The 21107-nt window shown below is 60.6% G+C and carries 22 protein-coding genes; 6 read left to right on the top strand and 16 right to left on the bottom strand.

Annotation, left to right across the window (positions count from 1 at the left end):
• Positions 1 to 16: 16 nt before the first annotated feature.
• The 4 genes from D3242_RS13645 to D3242_RS13630 all read right to left on the bottom strand — a co-directional run bounded on the left by D3242_RS13645 (position 17) and on the right by D3242_RS13630 (position 5843).
• Positions 17 to 1450: a cryptochrome/photolyase family protein gene (locus D3242_RS13645; RefSeq protein ID WP_064982169.1), complete on the bottom strand. Its 1434-nt coding sequence runs from the start codon at positions 1448 to 1450 to the stop codon at positions 17 to 19.
• 13 nt (positions 1451 to 1463) lie between these two features.
• Positions 1464 to 1838 carry a DUF2147 domain-containing protein gene (locus tag D3242_RS13640; protein ID WP_064982223.1) on the bottom strand — a complete coding sequence of 125 codons (375 nt, stop codon included), beginning with the start codon at positions 1836 to 1838 and terminating at the stop codon, positions 1464 to 1466.
• Between the two features lie 443 nt (positions 1839 to 2281).
• A complete protein-coding gene (locus D3242_RS13635; protein WP_064982221.1) occupies positions 2282 to 3931 on the bottom strand; it encodes a bifunctional AfsR/SARP family transcriptional regulator/alpha/beta hydrolase in 1650 nt (549 codons plus the stop codon).
• A 991-nt stretch (positions 3932 to 4922) separates the two neighbouring features.
• The gene (locus D3242_RS13630) at positions 4923 to 5843 is read right to left on the bottom strand and encodes a LysR family transcriptional regulator (protein ID WP_064982167.1); all 921 of its coding nucleotides are present in this window, start codon (positions 5841 to 5843) and stop codon (positions 4923 to 4925) included.
• A 91-nt stretch (positions 5844 to 5934) separates the two neighbouring features.
• Between D3242_RS13630 and D3242_RS13625 the strand changes: the two genes are divergently transcribed.
• From D3242_RS13625 to D3242_RS13615, 3 genes are all read left to right on the top strand, one after another.
• Complete coding sequence (locus tag D3242_RS13625) at positions 5935 to 6966, top strand: NADP-dependent oxidoreductase (protein ID WP_032920683.1); 1032 nt, start codon at positions 5935 to 5937, stop codon at positions 6964 to 6966.
• Positions 6963 to 7385 carry a hypothetical protein gene (locus D3242_RS13620; protein WP_223217886.1) on the top strand — a complete coding sequence of 141 codons (423 nt, stop codon included), beginning with the start codon at positions 6963 to 6965 and terminating at the stop codon, positions 7383 to 7385. The genes D3242_RS13625 and D3242_RS13620 overlap by 4 nt, the downstream gene beginning before the upstream one ends.
• Positions 7386 to 7996: 611 nt before the next feature.
• Entirely contained in the window at positions 7997 to 8308 is a 312-nt protein-coding gene (locus D3242_RS13615) for a hypothetical protein (protein WP_064982165.1), read from the top strand.
• Here the strand turns inward: D3242_RS13615 and D3242_RS13610 are convergent.
• From D3242_RS13610 to D3242_RS13600, 3 genes are all read right to left on the bottom strand, one after another.
• Positions 8305 to 8820, bottom strand: a complete 516-nt coding sequence (locus D3242_RS13610; RefSeq protein WP_019859892.1) for a GNAT family N-acetyltransferase — start codon at positions 8818 to 8820, stop codon at positions 8305 to 8307. The two genes, D3242_RS13615 and D3242_RS13610, sit on opposite strands and share 4 nt — an antisense overlap.
• A 53-nt stretch (positions 8821 to 8873) precedes the next feature.
• Positions 8874 to 9521, bottom strand: coding sequence for a helix-turn-helix domain-containing protein (locus tag D3242_RS13605; protein WP_019859891.1), 648 nt, complete (start codon positions 9519 to 9521; stop codon positions 8874 to 8876).
• 184 nt (positions 9522 to 9705) lie between these two features.
• Positions 9706 to 10104, bottom strand: coding sequence for a c-type cytochrome (locus D3242_RS13600; protein ID WP_019859890.1), 399 nt, complete (start codon positions 10102 to 10104; stop codon positions 9706 to 9708).
• Between the two features lie 163 nt (positions 10105 to 10267).
• Between D3242_RS13600 and D3242_RS13595 the strand changes: the two genes are divergently transcribed.
• On the top strand, positions 10268 to 11104 hold the full coding sequence (locus D3242_RS13595; protein WP_064982164.1) for a universal stress protein: 837 nt from the start codon (positions 10268 to 10270) through the stop codon (positions 11102 to 11104).
• Between the two features lie 218 nt (positions 11105 to 11322).
• On the opposite strand, the gene D3242_RS13590 is transcribed toward D3242_RS13595, so the two are convergent.
• From D3242_RS13590 to D3242_RS13570, 5 genes are all read right to left on the bottom strand, one after another.
• Entirely contained in the window at positions 11323 to 12519 is a 1197-nt protein-coding gene (locus D3242_RS13590) for an efflux RND transporter periplasmic adaptor subunit (protein ID WP_064982162.1), read from the bottom strand.
• Positions 12520 to 12523: 4 nt separating this feature from the next.
• A complete protein-coding gene (locus tag D3242_RS13585) occupies positions 12524 to 14887 on the bottom strand; it encodes an ABC transporter permease (RefSeq protein WP_081295958.1) in 2364 nt (787 codons plus the stop codon).
• A gap of 4 nt (positions 14888 to 14891) precedes the next feature.
• A complete protein-coding gene (locus D3242_RS13580; RefSeq protein ID WP_038648698.1) occupies positions 14892 to 15599 on the bottom strand; it encodes an ABC transporter ATP-binding protein in 708 nt (235 codons plus the stop codon).
• Positions 15600 to 15945: 346 nt separating this feature from the next.
• A complete protein-coding gene (locus tag D3242_RS13575; RefSeq protein ID WP_064982161.1) occupies positions 15946 to 16593 on the bottom strand; it encodes a hypothetical protein in 648 nt (215 codons plus the stop codon).
• A 60-nt stretch (positions 16594 to 16653) separates the two neighbouring features.
• Entirely contained in the window at positions 16654 to 17208 is a 555-nt protein-coding gene (locus D3242_RS13570; protein ID WP_223217887.1) for a Spy/CpxP family protein refolding chaperone, read from the bottom strand.
• Between the two features lie 284 nt (positions 17209 to 17492).
• On the opposite strand from D3242_RS13570, the gene D3242_RS33495 reads away from it, so the two are divergent.
• Positions 17493 to 17663: a hypothetical protein gene (locus tag D3242_RS33495; RefSeq protein WP_155249125.1), complete on the top strand. Its 171-nt coding sequence runs from the start codon at positions 17493 to 17495 to the stop codon at positions 17661 to 17663.
• 18 nt (positions 17664 to 17681) lie between these two features.
• Here D3242_RS33495 and D3242_RS34355 read toward each other — a convergent pair whose 3' ends face one another.
• Entirely contained in the window at positions 17682 to 18032 is a 351-nt protein-coding gene (locus D3242_RS34355; protein WP_317452355.1) for a hypothetical protein, read from the bottom strand.
• Between the two features lie 288 nt (positions 18033 to 18320).
• Here D3242_RS34355 and D3242_RS13560 point away from each other — a divergent pair, with 288 nt between their 5' ends.
• Positions 18321 to 18518, top strand: a complete 198-nt coding sequence (locus D3242_RS13560) for a hypothetical protein (protein ID WP_147377460.1) — start codon at positions 18321 to 18323, stop codon at positions 18516 to 18518.
• Positions 18519 to 18662: 144 nt separating this feature from the next.
• On the opposite strand, the gene D3242_RS13555 is transcribed toward D3242_RS13560, so the two are convergent.
• The 3 genes from D3242_RS13555 to D3242_RS13545 form a co-directional block, all read right to left on the bottom strand.
• Positions 18663 to 19202 (bottom strand): Hsp20/alpha crystallin family protein, encoded by a 540-nt coding sequence (locus tag D3242_RS13555; RefSeq protein ID WP_064982158.1) that lies wholly within the window; start codon positions 19200 to 19202, stop codon positions 18663 to 18665.
• A 358-nt stretch (positions 19203 to 19560) separates the two neighbouring features.
• On the bottom strand, positions 19561 to 20004 hold the full coding sequence (locus D3242_RS13550; RefSeq protein WP_064982156.1) for a DUF3775 domain-containing protein: 444 nt from the start codon (positions 20002 to 20004) through the stop codon (positions 19561 to 19563).
• Complete coding sequence (locus D3242_RS13545) at positions 20004 to 20915, bottom strand: nucleotidyltransferase family protein (RefSeq protein ID WP_244839793.1); 912 nt, start codon at positions 20913 to 20915, stop codon at positions 20004 to 20006. The genes D3242_RS13550 and D3242_RS13545 overlap by 1 nt, the downstream gene beginning before the upstream one ends.
• Positions 20916 to 21107 lie beyond the last annotated feature (192 nt).

The following is a 21107-nucleotide window of genomic DNA, read 5'->3' as shown; positions in this document are numbered from 1 at the left end:
TGTTTGATCCACTGGCTCAATCCTTTAAGGACTGATAGACGATCAATGCCCTTTCTCGTGCCGCACCGTGGTCTACGATCGGATTGGGGTAGGTCTTGCCGAGCACGATGCCTTTGTCCTTCAGCACGGCAGCGGGAGCCTCCCATGGCCGATGAATATAGCGGTCGGGCAATGCAGAGATTTCCGGGACGTGCTGACGAACGTAGTCGCCGTGAGGGTCGAACTTTTCGCCCTGCAGCACCGGGTTGAAGATGCGAAAATAGGGCGCCGCATCAGCTCCGGATCCGGCCACCCACTGCCAGCTGGCCGGATTGTTTGCGGCGTCCGCGTCGACCAGAGTGTCCCAAAACCACTTTTCGCCGTGGCGCCAGTCGATCATGAGGTCCTTGATGAGGAAGGACGCCACGATCATGCGCACGCGGTTGTGCATCCAGCCCGTTCGCCACAATTCGCGCATCCCGGCATCCACGATTGGATACCCTGTCAGGCCGCGCTGCCATGTCCGAAGCGCCCGCATGTCGTCCCGCCACGACATTGCGTCAAACTCCGGCCGGAAGTTGCGCACTGAAAGATCGGGATTATGAAACAGCATATGATATGAAAATTCCCGCCAGCCGATCTCCGCACGAAACTTCGAAGTTCCCGAGCTTTTCGATCTGCGCAACGCGGCGAATATCTGGAATGGCGTGATCTCGCCGAAGGTCAGATGCGGGGAAAGTCGCGATGTTGACGGCTGGCCAGGATAGTCACGTTGGCGTTCATAATTGGCCAGGTCGTGCTCAATGAATTGACCAAGCCTGGCCTGAGCGCCTTTTTCGCCTGGTGTCCAAGTCTCGCGCAAGCCATACGCCCAGTCGGGTTTGCTAGGCAGCAAGTCAAGCTCGTCCAGGCGCAAGCCGCCAAGCTCACCCCTCCAACCATCAATCTGTCCCGGGGTATCGATCGGATCGCGAACATCGACCTTGTACGCCATCGCCTTCCAAAATGGCGTATAGACTTTGTAGAAGCCGCCGGAGCCAGTCTTGAGGAGCGAAGGTTCATGCAGGAGCGCGCCATCGAAGCTGAGTGCCGTGAGCCCCTTTTCGCGCAGGGCGGCTTTCAGCCTGGCATCGACCCCCGCCTCCGAGGGGTCGTAACGCCTGTTCCAGAACACGCAATTCGCGCCGCTGGCGTCGATCGCCTTGGCGACGGCGTCTTCGGTGCGTCCATGTGCCAGAAATAGATTCGCTCCAGCCTTGCGAAGCAGATCGCCAAGGGCCGCGAGCGAGTGATGGAGCCACCAGCGGCTGGCCGCTCCCATGGCCCTTAGACCTTTGGTTGTCTCGTCCAGGATATAGAGCGCCACGACGGGAGCGCCGCGATCGGCTGCCGCCGCGAGCGCGGCGTTGTCACCAATGCGCAGGTCGCGCCGGAACAACACAATGGTGGGAGCTTGGGCTTGTCGGCTCATTCCGTCTCGCAGATCATTTTGCCGGGGTCCAGCGCACGTTCTTGCAAATCAAGCCTGCGCCTATGCAGCCCCGCGTGGTGAGGCCCCCTTTCTTCACCGTCAACGTCATTGAATAGGTACGGTTTCGCTTGGGGTCGTAAGCCTTTCCGGCCAGCGTGCCTTGTGACGCCGGTCTTAGCGTCATGATCAGCTTGTCGCCCGCCTGTTCACCCTTGCTGGTGTCGCCGACCCACAGATTGGTCGCGCACAATTGCTGTCCACAAGGCGCGATTGAGACCTTGGCGTTGCCGTCGTCTCGCATCCATATGCCGCGGCTGTCCGAGAATGCGTCGGCTTGTGCCGCCGACCCGAGAAACACGGCACAAAGGAATGCGATTGTCCCTTGCATCGTCCCAATCTCCACTAACTGGCTAGATCTGTTGATTCTACGCTGCTCCGGGACGTTTGGATCACCGGTCCCGATTGGCGACGCCAGGGACCAAGGACCGCCGGGGTTCATTTCCGGCAAAGGTGGAAACTTCACCGGCGCCGAGAGATTAGCGGCAATCTGACATTGCGAACTGACATTTCGCTTGTGGCCCGACAGCCGTCGGTTAGCCAAGCGCCCCATGAACGCGGGCAGAGATTAGCTTCGCCACGGGCCTAAATGGTGACGTGGCCAGCAACCGGGTTTGCATTTTCTTCTGCCGGGATGTGAGTGCTTCCGATGAGGCCCACCGCGCCGCCGCGCATCACTCAGCATAGTTCTTCGCTGGTCTTCAATGATCCTCCCGAAACTGATCGTCATGATCCATGTCAATGAGCGGGTGGAATACAGTTCAGCCTTCGGCTCTATCCGGCCTTCGAAGGAAACGTACGGGTGAGGTAGTGTTGGATTGTGTCGACGAGGCGGTCCGAATCGGCGCCCCAGATCAGGTGGTCATCGCCCGGGAGCTCGATCAGCGTGGCGCCAACAATGCGCTCGGACAGGTAAAGCGCTTCTTCGACCTTGACCCATCGATCGCCTTTCCTGTGGAGTATCAGAGTAGGCACGTGAATCGCGTGGAGGATACTACGGACATCGACTTCGGCGCCCCAGCGCCATAGTGCGATCGCGTCGGAAGGAGACGCCGAATTCCTCAGATAGGCTGCAAACCATTGTTGCTCGTGCGTATCGTTCGCCAAGCTCGGCGCTCCTCTTCCCAAATCCCAAGGCTCTCCCCACTTGCGTTCGATCTCGGCCAGTTCTTCTTCCATGTCCTCTCTAGTCTTTGCCCAAGGATAGTCCGGTGACCAAAGTCCTTGAGCATAAGCACCGTGAAGAATGAGTGCCTCGGTTCGTTCGGGATAGGTCGCCGCAAAGAGCATGCATAGGACGCCCCCTTCGGAACTGCCGAATAAGACTGTCCGTCGCGATCCGATTGCATCGAGTACCGCCCGCAAATCGTCCGCCCGCTCCTGCATCGTTGGAAAGCCCACGTTGCGATCGGAAAGCCCAGTGCCTCGCTTGTCGATGCGGACCAGCCGGCAAAATGACCCAAGCCGCCGCAGCACATGCGTAAGCCGAGGAGATTCCCAGGCATAGTCGAGGTTGGAAACCCAGCCCTGTACGTAGACGAGGTCGAACGGCCCCCCGCCGGTTACCTGATAGGCAACGCTGACCCCGCCCGACTTTACATAGTGTGTTTCTGGGCGCAGCGAGGCTGGCACCGGGTTATCGACTGGATTTCCCTCATAACTTAAGCACGGTGTTAGGCTCGGTTTGGACGGTACGAAACGGCTAGCACGGAGCCTGTCGTTCAGCTCACGCGTCTCCTTCTCCGGTTCCACCTGGAGGTGCTTGCGAAGGACCTCGCGGCATTGGGCATACTGCCTCAGTGACATGTTCAGTCGGCCTTGGCGGGCGTAGATTTGCATGAGGCCTCGGTGGATGTCTTCCCTAAGAGGATCAGACCCGATCAAGCGCCTCGCTGCCTGGACATATGCGGCCAGATTGTTCTCGACCGAATAGTGATGGAGAAGTTTTTCCAGAACGCCGATCCAAATCGTCCTCAATCTCTCACGTTCCACCCTGAGCCAGTCGTTGAACGGTTCTTCCTTCAGGGCGAAGCCATCGAGCAAGTCACCGCGATAGACAACGACGGCTTGCTCAAGCTGCTCGAGGGCTATACCTGACGCTAGGCGCTCGAACCGTGCCACATCGATCTCAAGATCGTCGAGCTTGAGGGTGACATTGTCGCCGTGTGCCAAAAGGCGTCGGCCGTCGACCGATGGCAACGCCTTCCTGACCGCCGACAGAGCCTGTCTAAGGTTCATCCGCGCCTGCGGCTCCCCAGTATCGCCCCATAGAAGCGCGGCGAGTTTCTCGCGCGAATGGGACTGTCCAGGATTGAGTGCGAGATAAGTCACCAAACCACGCGTTTTGCGGCTCAGCGCTGCATTGGCAAGCTCGCCTCCAGCAAGAGTGAAGCCGCCGAATAACAGAAGTTGTGTTTGCGCCACCGTTCGCAAGCCATGTTGGACACTCGATTGTTCCCCGGACCTGGTGCGACTTCAACTGCAATCTGGCTGGACAGACGCTTTTCACGAACCAATCACAGTTCTTCGTACGCATCCCTCACGGCCATAGGAGAGGCTCTCAAATCAACACTTCGCAAGGGAAACGCTATGCTTGGCCCCAGCCTTTCCGATTGGCCCATTCGATCCAGGAGATCGTCAACGGTAGAACAGCCCCCCGGCGACATTCGGTTATCCCGTTATGACCTTGCACTGGCATGCTACCTGGAACAACAAGAAGCCCATCGCGCAGCGATCATGGCATCTCGACAACATGCGCAGATACGTCTGGGCACTCTGGCGCTCCTGCGTCTATCGAGGGTCGGCCGCTTCTTGAAACGGACAGCCCTCCCGCCGCGATAAGACCTGTCACCGTTCGGACCGTTGGGTCGTGAGTTGCGCGACCGCTTTGCGCTTCATCCGTGACAAAGCAGACAGTCTGCCTGCGGCCCCATTTCGGTCATTCACTACAAGGGAGTTCCTGGCGACCTGCGGCTAAATCGGCGATATCTCGAAGCCTGTAATTAGTCGCGTTCATCGTCCTTAGGTTCGCCAGACCATACGAGAGAATACGAAGGAAATGGGTTGGCGAACCATCCGCTAACATATTGATTTCCGGTAGAAAGCGACGACCCTCCGGGCCCACCAACTGATTACAAATCAGTGGGTTACGCTTAATTCTTCGATCTTGAATAGAGTGTTTTCGCGTAAATCTCTGCCTTTGGGGTGAAATGATCGACCTCCCAGGCTTCATTTTTGCCGAGATCCTCGGCGCTCTTGTGGCCTTGCGGGCAGGTTGTTGGCCGGGCCGAAGCCCGTCACTTCCGCTGCAAAACAGTTCCTCGTCCCAAATCGGCATGGACCTGGATTTCCATCGCAGGATCTGGGATCGTCTCAGCGATTTGGATGAGCTCGCCCACCATGGCGTGATTGCCGGCTACACCGCAAGACTGACCCGTGCAGTCTCGCTCAGATGCTCGAGGAAGGCCCGCACGGCCGGGTTGGTTCGCCTACTCGACGGCCACAGCGCGGTGATGTTGTCGCGCTCAACGGCAAAGTCGCCGAGTACTAAGGCCAGTTCACCCCGCGCGACGTAAGGGGCGGCGACGAAAGTTGCGCTGATGCCGATACCGCCGCCGGCGACCAGGGTTGCCATCACCGCTTCGCTGGCGTCGACGATGATGCTTGACGTTGGCACAATCTCGATTTCGCGCTCGCCAATCCGAAAGGGCCAGCGGAAGGCCTGGCCGCTGCTCTGATACCTGAGATTGACCGTGTCGTGTGCTGCCAATTCGTCCGGATGCGTCGGCGTGCCCCGCGCCGCCAGATAGGCAGGCGCGGCGTACGCGCAAAGCCGCAACGGGGAAAGCCGGCGGGACAACAAACGAGAGTCCGCGAGTTCTCCGATGCGAACCGCGATATCAATGCCCTGTTCGACGATGTCGACCAGCCGGTCGTCAATTCGAAGGTCGATGCTCACCTTTGGGTGAACCTTGCGGAAGGCGGGCAAGGCGGGCGCGACCAGATGGAGCCCGATCGGCAGCGACACTGCAATCCGCAATGTGCCGGTCGGCTCAGCGCGAACGGCTTTGGCGACCTGTTCGATCTCCTCCGCGTCACGCAACAGCCTTACAGCCCGCTCATGCAGCTCCCGGCCCTCGGGCGTCAGCGTGAGGGACCGGGTAGTCCGGGTAAACAAGGAAACGCCCAGTTGCTGTTCGAGGCGCTGGACACTCTTGCTGACAGCGGACGGGGAAATTCCAAGCGAGCGAGCAGCCGCCGTGAAGCTCCCTAACGATCCGGCCCGGGCGAAAGCAATCAAACCCGTCAGCCGATCCAGTGCGACTTGTTCCTTCATGGAACAATTAAATCAAATCGGGCGGCAATTATCAACTTGGAGTCGAGCCTCTATGTCCACGTCCTGTGAATGCACTCGGTGGAGAGTTCCCATGACCAAAATAATGAAAGCGGTTCGCCTGCACGCGTTCGGTGGCCCTGAACAACTGATCTACGAGGATGCTCCAAAACCGGCGCTCAAATCCGGAGAGGTGCTCGTCCGCGTTCATGCCGTCGGCCTCAACCCGCCCGACTGGTACCTGCGCGAGGGCTATAAGATGCTCCCGGCTGAATGGCAGCCCAAAGTTTCGTTCCCGATCGTGCCCGGCACCGATGTCTCAGGTGTCGTCGACGCGGTCGCCGACGACGTGCAGGGCTTCGCGGCCGGCGACGAAGTCTATGCGATGGTGCGCTTCCCCGCCGGGCTGGCTGGTAAGAGCAGCGCCTATGCGGAATACGTCGCAGTGCCGGCGACGGAACTTGCTCTGAAGCCCTCCGGCATCGACCATGTTCACGCGGCGGGCGCGCCGATGTCGGTGCTCACCGCATGGCAGTTTCTGATCGACCTCGGGCACAACGAGCCCAATCCCCTCCAGCCGCACCAGCACGAGCCGGTCCCGCTCGCGGGAAAGACGGTGCTGGTCAACGGCGCGGCAGGCGGAGTCGGCCATCTTGTGGTGCAGCTAGCGAAATGGCGCGAAGCGCGAGTGATTGCTGTGGCGTCGGGGAGCCACGAGACGTTCCTCCGCGACCTCGGCGCCGATGATTTCATCGACTATGGGAAGGTCAAGCCCGAGGAAGTGGTGGGCGACGTGGACCTCGTCGTCGATGCGGTCGGCGGCCCAGCGACGGCCCGCTTCCTGCCAACGCTGAAACGGGGCGGCGCTCTTTACCCCATCTTCCCGCTTGGCTTCGACGGCAGCGACGAAGCCAAGCGGCGAGGCGTCACCGTCTCGACGACTCAGGTCCGTTCTAACGGCGCGCAGCTTGCAGAGATTGTGCCGCTTCTGGACAGCGGCCTGATCCGCGTTGGAGTCGACAGCATCTTCACCCTGGCCGAGGCCAGCAAGGCCCACGAGCGCGCTGCTGCCGGTCATATACGCGGCAAGATCGTCCTGACGGTGGCACGCGGTCAACTGGCGTGAGCGCCTCGCCGAAATTCTCTCACGGCACCATGGCATGGTTCGAAATGGTCGGCACATTGATGTGCGCCGCCACAGCTCGACCAGACCTCGCGCCCGACCTGAATTGGTCGCTCGTGGAGCGCTATGTCGACGGCGCGACACTGCCGGACGGGCGTATTCAAGGCATTCGTTTTGACATTGTGAACGGGGTGCCAGCGTTCCGAATAGGCGTTGACAAGGACGAGCGGGGCGACGTGACGATCGAGGTATGCTCCACTACGGCCCGCGAGCTGAACCTGCTTTACGCCGCCGATCCGGCGTATCAAGCTTTTCGCGACCGGGCTATACGCCAGGGCCGGATCCGGGTCGATGGAGATCTTGGCGCGATGGCCCATTGGCTCGCTGCACTCCACGACCCAATCGTTGACCACACAAGCTGAGTTACGTTGGCTACAAGATCGAATCGACGCGCCAGCTGGGCGAATTTGGTCGGTTGCTGTTTTTCCTGCCTCGGAGACACTGCGCATCGAAGTTACGCCGCTAACTGCTGGAGTTCATGGCCCGTTTGGATACCCACAAATCGCCTGGAAACCCCGTCGATGGCTTTGCGGCTCGACGGGTATTATCTGCCCTACGCATCGGCCTCAGCGCAGGCTGGCACACAAGCTGCGGGCGGACGATCGGGAAACCCGGGCTGAAGGCGGTGCCGACTGTCCTGCCGCGCTCAAGCATTCTAGGGATTTGATTGAGGGTTGCGAGTGCGCTGACGCCGAAGCCTATGTCCGCGAGACACTTTGCAGGTTGTGACGCTCTGCCGGCGCCGATTGCAGGATGACCGTCTCTGGAACCTGATTGCAACGTAGCTCTGAGACCTGCGGCCACCACAGATGCTGGTCTGGGCCAGACAAGGATATGCCGAGGGCAGATGCCTGCGGAAGTGCGGCCAGCGACAAGAAGCCCGGCTTCTCGACAGTAAGCGAGAGGTCCCTTGCGCCCTGCCGGGCCGGCCGCCCGTTGAACCATCTACAGCCTGGAGGATGCGACCGCATGCATGACCTCGTTTCGCGCCCTGGAATACAGCGCATGGACCACCGTCGCCGATGGCCTTCGCCCGCTGGACACGCTGGTGTTCACGGCCGGCATTGGCGAAAACGCGCCGTTGGTCCGGGAAAGGATCGGCGCCGCCGCGCCCTGGCTTGGAGTCGGCCTCGACGAGGAGCGAAATCGAAGAGGCGAGGAAGTTGTCAGCAATCCCAATTCCAGCGTCGATGTCCTGGTCGTTCCAGCGGATGAAGAACGTGCTGTCGCGGCGGAGATGTCGATCTTGCGATCTCTGTGGAATCAGGATGGACCAGGCCTCTAACCGGCTGCGCGCGCCCCTAGTTCCCGCCGAACCAGGACGAGCGTCGCATCGTCGGGGTCAGTCGTGACCGTGAAACCCATGTCGCGCTCGACCTCTATCGCGGCACGGTTTTCACGGCTCTCGATCGACTCGATCGCTTCGAGGCCAAGTTTTTCGGCATATTTCGAGATATGGGCGAGCAGGTTCCAGCCAACGCCCAGATGCTTGCGATCCGCGCGAATGCAGATCGCGACCTCGCCGGTTCGGTCGGCGCGATCGCTTGCCAATGTAGCAACGGCGATCAACATCCCGTCGGTCGAGAACGCCACGAAATTATGGATGTGGGCATCGTCTGAACGCGTCATCGCCGCCAGCCGTTCATGCGAAACTTCCTTCACGGCGCCGAGAAAGCGGAAACGCAGGTCTTCCGGGGTGACATGCGTGAAGAACTCGGCCAGCGTCGGCTCGTCCTCAGGGCGGGCGCGACGCACTTCGAAGCGAAATCCCGTGTGGGTGGTAAGTGTATCGTTCATGACAATAGGGTCCCTGATCTGAGGCTGACGTTACGCTGTCTGCTTGGGAGGGCTCATTCGCCCATGGTCTGCAACACGTCCTGCTTGAGGATTTCGACGCTGCGCAGGTTGAGCAGGCGGATCACGCCCTTGTCCTTCAGCCGGGTGAAAACCCGCGACACGGTCTCAATGGTGAGGCCGAGATAGTCGCCGATGTCCGTGCGCGACATCGGGAGCTCCACCTGCCGCAGACCGCCTTGGCGCTCCACCATGTCGACCAGGAAGGCGGCCACGCGTTCGATGGCGTTCTGGCGACCCAGGACGAGGAGGTGTTCCTGGGCTCTGGTCAACCCCTTGAGCGCCAAGGGCAGCAACTGATGCGACATGTCAGCCCCAGCATTGAGGCGGAAAACGCGAACACCGGTGGCATTGATCGCTTCGGCGAAGAAGTGGTGCGTCGCGCCGGCTTCGAAGCCGAATGTCTCTCCAGCAAGATGGAAGGCGCTGATCTGCCGGCGTCCGTCAGCGAGCAGGCGGTAGATGCGCACGGCGCCGAATTCGACTTGATAGAAGGCACCAGCTTTCTCGCCCTGGGCATAGATTTCTGAACCGGCTGGAAAGAAGCTGATCGGCTGGACCGGTCCGGAACCGAGTGTCGCTGGCAGAGCCGGCTGAGCAAGATGCGACGACAATGAAATCCTGGAGGAGGTGTAGGCTTGCATGGCTGTCTTCCCGGTTGATCCGTGGCACAGCAATCGCGCAAATCGACGGGCGCCGAAATTCGGTTATGTCCCTACGGGAAACTACCTAGGCCAGGCCCGGGAGGCAGGCGGAGACGTTGATAATGGCCGGTGCATGCCTCGAACGTGCGCCGCAAGTCATTTCGGCGATCTACCGTGCCTGGGTCTAATGTTGCAGCGTCGCGATGTAACCCGCCAGGTTGTGGATGCGTTCGGTGGTCACCACCTCGCCGCCGTTAGGGCCGTAGGTTTTGGCATCGTCTTCAAGGAATACCCGACCCCAGACAGGCATCTCGCGTTTGCCATGGCTTGATACGGCATAGCGACCGTCAATTGTTGCAAAGACCCTGGAATAGGGAAACGTCCCACCATTCCGTTGGGAAAGATGCGTCAGGTCAGCCGGTCGCTTGACCAGCAGGTTGCGCAAGGGACCGTCACCCTTGCCGTCGATACCGTGACAAACGGCGCAGGAGTTCAGATATTCTGCCTGGCCGTAACTCATCTCCTGCGACCTGGACGCTTCGCAGGCCAGGGTCGCCAAGGCTGCTGCGATCAGAAATCTCATGTGCGCATCCGCCGATTGATCGGCTGAGCCTACCGCGTAAATCCGCAGACATGTTGATCCGGATCAACTGGGCGTCCGCGTGGTCTTGATTCAGCGCAATGAGCGCGGTGAACGGTCTGGCTATCGTCGTCACGGAATTTGGCCAAGAACAGGAGCAACTGCCATGGCTTTCAAGACGATCCTTGCGGTTATAGGCCCGCATATGAGCGACGACGATCTCAAACTCGCTGCCGACCTTTGCGACGAAATTGGTGCCCATCTTGCCGTTCTTGCTGTTGCCATCGCCGCGCCGCCGCCGGTCGGAGAGTATGCGGCAATCGTTTCGGAAGACTGGCTGAAGGAGCGGCAGCTCGATGAGACGCTCCTGAAGAAGCGAGTGACTGCCGTGTCGGCCTTTCTCGCCGGCAGGGCGCTCTCGGCCGATGTCTCCAGCGAATATCCGGAGGTTGGCGGAGCTGACGAAAGAATCGGTCGTCGTGCACGCTACGCCGACATTACGGTGATCGGGCCGGAGTTGCTCGCTGGCGAGACGTTGAAAGGCAAGGTGATCGAGGGCGCCTTATTTTCGTCCGGGAAGCCGCTGCTGATCGTTCCCTCGGGGAGTCGCGCGACACTGAAGCCGAAACGGGTGCTGGTCGCGTGGGACGCCCGCCTGGAGGCATCGCGCGCCGTCCGTGAATCACTCGAAATGTTGATCGGCGCCGACCAGGTGCGCCTGGTCATGGTCGATCCGGTTGAGGACGAATATCACCATGGTCAGGAACCCGGTGCCGATGCCGCCGCCTATCTCGCGCGACACAGGGTGAAGGTTATGATCGACCGGCTGCCGAGTTCAAACCATTCCATCGCCGACGTTCTTCGCCAGCACGCGATCGATATCGCAGCCGACCTGATGGTGATGGGCGCCTATGGCCATTCGCGATTGCGCGAGCGCATCTTCGGTGGCGTGACCAGGTCGATGCTTGAGGAGCAGTCGCTGCCGATCCTGATGGCGCGATGAAGTCTGACCGAGGCGTCGCGGCTGCATTCTTGGATCGTTTGCTGGCAATGAACCGCCTCGGCTTTCTTCTTACTCGCATCAGGACCAGGCGAGTGCAGGATCGCGGCAAGGGATTGATCCGACCCAGAGCAGTTCCTCCTCATTCGCGCCCCTCGTCGAGCGTGTCGATCGGGACGGCACAAAGGGACCCATTCGACCGTTTTGCCAGGCATCGGACTTCAGTCGCGTCGCTCCACCAGGCCATCGTCGACAAGGGTGTCGGACGGGTGGACGACGACGCTCGCGCCGGGTTTCAGACCCGTCAGCACTTCCGCAGTATCGTCATTCATATGCCCGATTCCAATTTCGGTTTGTTTGGCGCGGCCGCCATCGACTACGAAGACGTTCCACCGGTCGCCGTTCCTGAACAGCGCCCCGATCGGCACCTGGATGCATCGGACGCACTCCCAGACGGTCATTTCGACGAAGACCCGATAGCCGTGGCCGAGCCGGACATCCGTATCTTCCAGATCCAGAACGACGGTAACCCTCTGCTCCTCGATCCCGAGCGCGGAAACCTTGGTGAATGCGGCCGGATCGACGCGTCTCACTCTCGCATGCAAAGCATGATCCCCGCCCCAGTCACTGATCTCAGCCTTTGTCCCAGGGGCGATGCGCACCGCGTCACTCGACAGCAGGTCGACAGCGATCTCCAGATCGTGGACGTTGCCGATTTCGGCGATCTTGGCGCCGGCCGTCACGGCTTGTTCGCTCCTCGCCATGACGGAGAGAACGTTTCCGTCGATGGGAGCCAGAAGATTGACGCAGCAGCTTTCACCGGTCGGGTCTGCCGGATCGGGCTGCAACAGGCGGGCCTCGGCGTTCGCAAGTTCCGCATTTCTGAGTCCTATGACCGCTTTCGCCGCGTCGACAGCGGCTTTTTGCAGGTCGACTTCGTTGGTGAGCCTCTGCAAGGCGCTCTCCGAGACAAAACCGGACCCGAACAATTTGATTGTCCGAGCCAATTCGTCCTCCGCCAGCTTCAATGCCGATTGCGCACGCTGCAAGTCGATCTCGGCAACACCGACACCAGCGCGCGCCGCGTCTCGGCTGGCAAGCAGTTCGGCTTCCGCGCGCCGGTCGATCAGTGGCGGGTCGAGCGGATGGATGGCGGCAACAACGGTATTGTTCGCTCTCACCAAGTCGCCTTCGTTCACCACCGTGCGCGTCAGATGACCGGCAATCGGCGCCGATACCGTGTAGACGTCGCGCACGCGCGTCATACCTTCCTCACGGACCGTGACTCGCATCGGCGCTGCGGTCACTTCGGCCAAATCCACCAACGCCGGCCGCGTGCGCAAAGCCCAACCAAAGCCGGCGACGACCGCAACGGCAAGGAGCGCAAGCCCGACGCGTTTGATCCAGATCGACTTCATTGGACTAATCCCTTGTCTTGAGGACACGCACGAGATCAAGGCTGTCGATACGACGCCGAACGATCAGCGCCGAAAGCGTGGCCACGGCGAGCACGACCAGGCTGGCAAGCGCGAAAGTGGACCGGTTCACCACGAACGGAATGCGGAAGAGGTCGCTCTCGAAACCCCTGACGACCGACCACGAGAAGAGATAGCCGAGGATCCAGCCAAGCGGTTGCGCCAAAGCGACGATGCTGGCCAGTTCGATGAGCAGGACACTCGACACTTCACTCCTGGTGAAGCCGAGCACGCGCAAGCCGGCGAGTTCGCGGGCGCGCTCGGAAAGCTGGATACGGGCGGAGTTGTAGACGACGCCGAAGGCAATGATGACGGCAAGTGCCGTGTAGACGCTGGTCATGATCGTGATGTTCTCTCCGATTGTTTCGCGGAAGCGCTGGCGCGATATGCCCTGCAGCGCGATTGAAGCGATAACGGGCGTCTGCTTGATGGCTGTGTAGAGGTCACCGAGGCGTGCCGAATCGATCGCTACCCTGACCCCGGAAATGCGGGGTCCGCCGCCGACCAGCCCGTCGAGCGCCTCGGCGCGCATGTAGACGGCGAGCCCGACATAGCTCTGGACGATGCTGGTCACGGGAACGCGGACCACTTGATGCGCCTTTTCGAGCAGTTCGACCTCGGCCAGATCACCGATACGCAGGTGGAGCAGCGAGGCGACCCTTTCGGACAGCATGAGGCCGGCCGGCGGCGGGTCGATTGGATCGAGATTGAGATCGAGAACCCGCGCGAGGTCCGCCTGTCGGGGAACACTCGAGATCACCAGCCGGCGCTCACGATAGCCATGGTGCAGGATCACAGCCGTTGCCCGGAACGGCTCCGCGCGCAGCACGCCCGGCATGGCTGCGACAGACTGCAGGGCGCGCGGCGGTTGCTCGACACCGAACGACAAGGTCGCATCCTGTCGCTCGGCACGGAAGAAAACCGTGTCGACCATGAACGCTATGGAATCGAAGGAGAATAGCGCCGTGACCAGGAGAGCGACGGCGAGCGAGGTCCCCAATGTCGTCAGCAACGAGCGCACCGGCCAGCGCACCAGATGCCTGAACGCCATGATGGTCAATTGCGAGAAAGCCGACAGGAGATTTCCGTCGCTCGTGAGGAAGGCCCGGTATCGGGCCGGGGCGGGCGGTTGCATGGCGACCGCCGGCGGAAGCGTCACGACGCTCCAGATCGCCCGCGCCGCGCCCAACAGCGCTGCCAGTGCGCTTGTGGCGGCGGCGATGGCATAGAGATCGAGGCTTTGCTGGAAGATGAGGAAAGGAAAGGAGAAGAACCGGGCATAGAGCCTGGTGAGGCCGTGGCCAAGCCAGTTGCCGGCACCGGCGCCGATGGCGATGCCGATCAACGCGATCACCAGCGTCAGCTTGGCATAATGCCAGCCGATTGCCCCCGATCCGTAGCCAACGGCCTTCATCAGCCCGATCTGTTCGCGCTCGAGCACGATCAACCGCGACAGGATCATGTTGACCAGGAAGGCCGACACAAACAGGAACACCGGTGGAATGACGGTGGCCATGGCGCGAAGCTGGATCAGCTCATTGTCGAGGAAGGCGTGGGATATCTGGTCGGCGCGCCCGTGCGCACCGGTTCCACCGAACGGCTTCAGGATACGGTCGACCGCGTCCTCGATCGCCTGGACGTCGGCACTACGCTGGGCGCGTATGGCAACATCGTTGAATGCGCCATCCATGTCGAAGATGCCGGCAAGCACGGCTCGCGGCATGAAGAAGACGCCGAAGCGCCGCGGGTCCGGCACCATGTCGCCAGGGCCGAGCGCGTAGATGTATTCGGGCGTGAGTACGATGCCGGTGACGGTGAGCGTCCGCTTTCGGCCGTTCAGAATGGCGTCGAACGTGCTGCCGGGTGCCATGCGATGTGCGGTGGCGAACCGTTCAGTGACCGCTACCTCGCCGGGGCGTCCGGGTTCAGGCAGCCGGCCGATGCGTAGGTAAAGTCTGTTGGCAGCGGGCACGCCGCGGTCGGGGATCGAGACGGCGATTGCGGTTGCCGGTTCGGCCATGCCAGGCATATCCAGCAAAACCGGCTTGACGATGCGCAGTTCGAGGCCGCTGACCCCCGCGATCGATGCCATGCGTGCGCGAAGGTGAAGCGGCGCGCGCGTCAGCCCCGAGAAGACGGTGGCAAACCGGTAGCGGTCATAGAATGCGGTGCGGGTTTGCTCCAGCGAGCGATAGCCTCCGACTGCGATGACGATCGTTGCAACGCCGCAGGCCATGACGAGCGCGATGGCGAGGACCTGCGCCCACATCCGCAGGATATCGCGCAGAAGCTTGCGATCGAGGACCGGCACGGCACTACCAGCTTACTTCGGCGGGCCGTGCCCGCTGGTCGTTGACCGCGGCATCGGCAATGCGACCGTCCTTGAAAGTGAAGACGCGGTGCGCGATCTGCCGGATGCCGGCATTGTGCGTGATGATCGCCATGGTCGTCTTCATCTCCTCATTGATCCGCGACAGCGCTTCGAGGACCAGAATGCCTGTCTTCGAATCAAGGGCGCCGGTCGGCTCGTCGCACAGCATGACTTCCGGGCGTTTGGCGATCGCACGGGCAATCGCCACCCTTTGCTGCTCGCCGCCGGAGAGTTGGGCGGGGAAATGCGCCATGCGATCCCTGAGGCCGACCATCTCCAGCGCCTCATCGGGCTTCATTGGATTGGACGAGATCTCGGTGACCAGTGCGACGTTCTCCCAGGCGGTGAGGCTCGGGATCAAATTGTAGAACTGGAACACAAAGCCGACATGGTCACGCCGGAAGCGGGTGAACTGCCTCTCGGAGAACGCGGTCAGATCCTGGCCGCGAAAGCGGACCTCACCTGCGGTCGCGCGGTCAAGCCCGCCCATGATGTTGAGCAGTGTCGACTTGCCACTGCCTGATGGTCCAAGCAGAACCGCGATCTCTCCCTCATAGAGATCGAGATCGACACCGCGCAGGGCGAACACCTCGACCTCGCCTGAGCGGTAGACCTTGGTCACCCCATGGGCAGAAAAAATCGGAGACTGCATGCTTCCCGGGCCTTGTGTGTCCCGCCGACAGTCGCGGCATTTGCGACTGGAAACCTTGATGCTCGTCAAACCTGCCGACGGGCCTGCCGGATGGAAAACAGAATTTGGAGCAGCTCAAGCAGGCCGGGAGCTTGGTCGTCTGCGGGAGGAGGTCTGCGCTTCAGCGCGCCGCCGCGGTCGACGCCAGCTCCACGCCGTGCGCACGATGTCGTCCATGCTCCACGGGGTTCCCAACCGAGCACTTTGCGAACGCGGCTGCGTAGTTCACGGCCGTGCCTTGTTTGATAGGATATTTTTCCTATATGCGGGTCACCCATGTCCTCCCCTGACATGGAGAAGCGATGGGTTATCCTCCCTGATCCGTCGCGATGCTGAGCCCGCTGCCACCTCCCTCCGGCAGCGGGCTTCCTTTTGTCGATGCATCTGATTGAGTGCGGTGGGACTCGACGGCGAGGCCATCCATGCAGTGCATGAAATTGCTGATTACGGATTCCCCTGGCGCGGACGCAATCTTGTAGGTCCGCATTTCGGTGTTTGAATCTGGGCGTGCAAAATGCACCTCATAGACCCCAGCAATCACTGCCCTGATGAAAGCCGCGGCGACAAGAGGGTCTTGTGTCGTCGCCATGACGGTACCGTCGTCATAGTTTTCGTAGTCCAAATGGCCGAGCGAATTGAATGTGCGCGAGCTGAACGCAGCGTCTGAAATCCGCACTATTTGATATGTGCCTGATGGGGTGAGGTCGGCCGCGCCCATCAGAAAGCCGGCCAGAACCGTTCCGTCGAATTTGTTGTAACCGGCAATCGTTATGAACTTGACGGCTTCCCGCGATGGCGGGTTGCTGACGTCTAGGACGATCTCGCATACCCGTGCTTCTTCGCTCTCGTCGGCCCAATTGCTGTATGCCACCCGCGTCGGAAAGATCGTCGAGCCGGCGCCCTGGCTGGCGCCGAGCAGAGTTAAGGCGGTCAAAAGGCGAAGTGCGACGAACATGCGTTCAATTTCTCCGCGCTATCCGGCTCAGCCGGCGCCGCGATCAGGACGCAATGGAGGCTATCTGGACATCATTCCAGGACCGAAGCCCGAGCGCCCCATGCCCATGCCCATCATCGGCAGGACGATATCGTCGGCGGCCCGCCTCTGCTCATCGCTCAGCTTTGCGTATAGTCTCTCGACTGCCGCCCCCACGGCCTTCACCTGTTCCAGACGCGCTTCGAGATGGCTCTGTTGGTAGGCCAGTCGCTCGGGCAGGGGTTTCTTCACGAACTCGCCGTCCTGGAATTCCTTGAGCATGTCCTGCATCAACGCGTTGTGAGACTCGGCCGTGCTGCGGATGACACCGGCAAGTTCATCCCAGGACGGCATCTGCTCCTCGGTGATCTTCAGTTCAGTCTTGAGGAAGGCGAGGCGTCCATCGACTCGATCGAGCATCTGGTCTGAATCATAGCCACCCATGGGGCCGCCCATGCCCCATTGACCCATCATCATCCGGCCCAAGCCCCAGCGAGGCCACCAACCGGAATCGTTCTCGTCAGCCCCGGCCACAACAGGCATCGCGACAAGGCTCAGCATCAGGCCGGCGACGACACTACTGCGCAAATTGGACATCGGTCGTCTCTTCACAGCGGATTCGAAGTGTCAAAGAAATCACACGGCGGCGCTGAAGGCCTTGACCTGCATCAATGGGTGCCGTCGATACGGCCATAGCTGTAGGTGTGGATTGCTCGGGAGAGCTTTAGTAAGAGAGTGGCCTGAAGCTACGGAAGTCCCGCGCCATCTGAAGCACGCCTTTATGCGACAGACGCATCGGCTGGATTAGACGCGGGCAATTTGGCTGTGATATGTGGGTGCACGGACGAACAGGGAAGCCGCTGCGGCTGCTTATGTGATGAGTGGATAAGCGGATCGCCCGCCTGAATATCGAGCATTTTCGACAGCGCTTGGCAGAGGAGCAAGATCAACTCAAGCGGAAGGCGTTGCTTGATCTGCTGGAAAAAGAAGAAGAAAAGCTCCGAAAGGCCGAGGAGGCCGACAAGGGAACAAACGGGCACAGCAACAAATAGAAAAACGCGGCAATGCCGCTAGACATCTGTCTTGTCAGGTTTCCATGTTCTCCAATGGGTAGGTGAGATGTCCAGCCGTTCATTCGTGGCCGACTTGGTCCAGCCTGCCAGTATGCGCCTGCAGGGAAAAACGAGGGCGTGAACGCCGTCCCCGTCCATGACGGCCAATTCCAAATCCCGATCAAAAGGGGCGGTCGATATTGGTTGCCACATGGATTCATTCTTGGAAGGAACGGCCAAAGCGTCCTTGACGCAGGTCAAATCCAAAGACCAGGCATATTGCTTGCCGGCCACGTGAATGCCGTCCAAACGGCGATCACTAGTCGAGTTTCCGGTAGTTGGGCTGCCACGTTCCGCAAGGTCTGCCATTTCATCATCTCGCTGCTATGCAGGTCCGGCACGTTCGATCGTGTCTCCCCTGCTTTGGGGGGTGAGACGCGCGGGAGAGCTCTCGGTGGCGAAGCTGACTTCACCAAGATCGAAACGACGATCTGCCTCTGATGACATCAATGGCGCAATGTCTGACATTGCGAAATTCGGTTTGATCCTTACGGGGTTTCACCTAGCCAGCCGCAGCGGACCTGCGTTGGCGTAAATGGCTTTGAGCGGCCCGCACTTGGGTGTAGAATGTCGTTGTCCTGGCAATTGAGGAACGTCATGGACCGCTTTATTGCGCGTGCCAACATCGGCCACTTTCAGGATCTGCTCGCGCGCGAGACGGACCCCGAACAAAGGCGTGTCATCGAAAATTTGCTGGCGTTGGAGCAGAAGAAGCTTGAGAGAGCCGAAAGCCAAGCTAGCGATCAGTCCGGTGCGGCCGGCAAACCGGGAAGTGTCGCCCGACAATCGCGTTGATATGATGCGGCAAACCGGCCCCGGGTCGAAATAGTCTCGGTACCCGGACCAGGTACCAACCAAACGCAGCTTGGCATATCGTCCTTTAGAGAAGGTCTCAGCGCGCTGGACAGACCCGCTGAGACGAAGCGGTCACCACGCCTGTTACGCGGCCTTGACCGTGATCTTCTTCTCGGCCTTCTGGGCTTCGGCGGTCTTGGGCAGCTTAACCGTCAGCACACCCTTGCTGAAACTTGCATCGATCTTGCCGGTGTCGACGCCTTCAGGCACCTGGAAGGAACGCTGGAAGGAGCCGTAGCGGCGCTCGGACAGATAATAGTCCTTGTCCTTCTCTTCCTTTTCTTCCTTCTTCTCGCCCTTGATCGTCAGCGTGTGGTTGGAGAGTTTGATCTCGACATTCTTCTCGTCGATGCCGGGCAGTTCGGCCGTGATCTCATACTCCTTGTCCTTTTCGACGAGGTCCATCGCCGGCGCCACCGGCCAGTCCGCGCTACGCAGCGATGGCAGTTCACGACCGAAAAGGGAGCGGGTCGAGGGCAGCCGGAAATCGAAAGCGTGGAAGTCGTCGAACAGTCGGTCGATTTCGCGGCGCAGGCTTTCGAACGGTGCCGTCCAGTTGTCGGACCGGGCAGGGGCAGTGCTCTTCTCTGTCTTGACGGGGAGTTTGGTGGCAGCTTCAGCCATGGTTCTTCTCCTTTGGTGAGTTGATCGGCAGGTATCGCCGCCTCCACTCTTCCACCTTTAGGTCTCCCATGAGGCGCTAGAGCTGGAGGTCAACGAACCCGCTCGCCGGGTGTCGTCGCCGAACTGGTCCATTGCTGCGCGAACCCGCGGTCTTGCCGCGATTTATCGCGCCCGCGTCACCAAGTCCGGCTCAGCCTGACGAGGACTGCATCAAAGCCGCTGCACAAGAGAGGCTCATTGATTGGGATCAATGGCGAGAGAAAAAACCGTGCGCCGGAGCTCGAATTTAGAGGCGCGACGACCAAAAGATCCCGAGGCGATTTGAAACCGCCCTCGGCACCGCGCGGCAGCCCGATGATCAAAGGTGCTGGCGCTCAAGTTCGGCGCAGGAGTAGCCGAGTGCGGACAGTCCATCTGCAAGATGGTCCGCGAGCAACGGCGTCCCACAGAGATAGTCGGCTACATGCGCATTATGAGCGTGGACTGCCTGCTGGCGAACACTTCGCCATTCATCGGCCGAATGGTCGTCGCGGCCCAGCCACATCAGGGCGACCAGGTCGATCTGTGCGTCGAACGAAAGCTCGGAAATCAGCGACTGCAGTTCTTCAAGAACCGGGTCGTCGGCATGATCCTCCAGGATCGCTGCGGACCGGTCGTCGGAAGGATTGGAGGCAGGGTTGGGTTCGGTGACCGGATCCTTGGCGTCGAATTCGCGCGCCTTCATGATGATGAAGCATACGGTGTCGAGGGGAACTTCGAGTTCTGTTTCACCATTGCCAACGCTCTTCACGGCTCTTTTCATCATACCGGTTCCTTCAGCTGCTGTTCACTTTCGCGTCCTCTCACGACGCGTTTGCCGAGCATCGGACCACGTGTCTCGGTGACGACCGTGCAGCGCCCTTCCGGCTGGCCTTCGGCCTGGAAATAGATCACGACCCAGTCGCGCGTCTTCGCCAGTTCGTGCGCCAGCCTGGTGTTCGAGAAGAACGCGGTGAAATGCCAGTTGTCATGGCGCGCATGCAGCACCGGCAACCAGGCCTCGCCTTTCGGGTTGAAGCGTTTCGGTGCAATCTTGCGAAGCGCGCCAGCCGCTGCCTTTTCGCGATACATGTGATCGACTTCGAGCAGCATCGACACTGGCGGCAGGGGGTGGGACTGATAGGCCCTTGTTGTGCGAACTCTTCCCAGCCGCTCCGCGAGGGCTGCCGCCAGCATCTCCTTGCGCCTGTGACCGATACCCTTGATATGAAGTGCGCCGCTATTAAGCGCGTTCTCCAGGTCTTCGAGGGTCTCGAGCTGACCGTCCTCGGCGAGGCGGTGCGCGTATCGTGGTCCGATTCCGGGGATTGAGCGAAACAGCGCCTCCGGCTCCATCTCGCCGCGCAGCCGCTCCAGTTGGGACCAGCGCCCGGTCGCAACGATCTCGGAAATCGCCCCGGCCAGGCCTGTTCCGAGTGCCGGTAGGGCGACGAGGCCATCGCGTCCCTCCCTTGCCAGGATTTCGCTGACGGGCCGTTCCAGCCTCGACACAACATCTGCCGCCCTCCTGCAGGCCCGTGCGCGGAAACCGTCAGCGCCCTGGCTATCGAGGAGATCGGCAAAATCCCGGAACTTGCCTGCAACCCCGATGTTCTCGGGAAGTGGTGTCGTCGCCATCGCCGTCATTGGCTTCATGCCAGCGTCTGGCGTAGTGGTCTGCAGAGGCTCCGGCATGACTTTCCTCGGCGCAGGAGTTCAAGAGTGTCGATTTGGCCCTCCTATGCCATTCGACGCCTCGTATCCTTGACCCGCATCAATCCATCGGACTTCGAAACCGGATAGAAGAAAATACGTGCGTCTTCGCGCTCGAAGGCTTGGAACAACTCGGCGCGGCAACGGTGAGCTCGGTTCGCGTGACGAGAAGAG

The organism is Mesorhizobium jarvisii, from assembly GCF_003601985.1.
Classification (GTDB): domain Bacteria; phylum Pseudomonadota; class Alphaproteobacteria; order Rhizobiales; family Rhizobiaceae; genus Mesorhizobium; species Mesorhizobium jarvisii.
This window is presented reverse-complemented; position numbering and strand designations above follow the sequence as displayed.